Annotated in this window: 1 protein-coding gene; it reads left to right on the forward strand. The window is 45.0% G+C overall.

Annotated elements, in window-relative coordinates; all coding sequences use genetic code 11:
- On the forward strand, positions 1 to 327 hold a 327-nt coding region (locus Q0791_RS25125; RefSeq protein WP_299011976.1), incomplete at both ends, for a transposase.

The following is a 327-nucleotide window of genomic DNA, read 5'->3' on the forward strand; positions in this document are numbered from 1 at the left end:
GATGAGCTTGAAGTCCGGCTGATCAGTCGACAAATTAATGGAAAGGCGTACTCAGTGTTGACATCAATGACCGATCCCATGCGCTATCCAGTGACCGATATCGCGGATTTATATACGCATCGCTGGGAAATAGAATTAGGATACCGAGAACAGAAGCAATACATGCTCGGCAATCGTTTAACCTTGAGAAGTCGGCTTCCAGAGCTAGTAAAACAGGAGTTATGGGGGATCTTGCTGACCTATAACCTGGTCCGTTATCAGATGGTAAAAATGTGCCATCAGCTCAAAGGCGATTATCTCCCTTATCAGTTAAGTTTTAATGGTGCG

The organism is uncultured Shewanella sp., assembly GCF_947495455.1.
Taxonomy (GTDB): Bacteria; Pseudomonadota; Gammaproteobacteria; order Enterobacterales; family Shewanellaceae; genus Shewanella.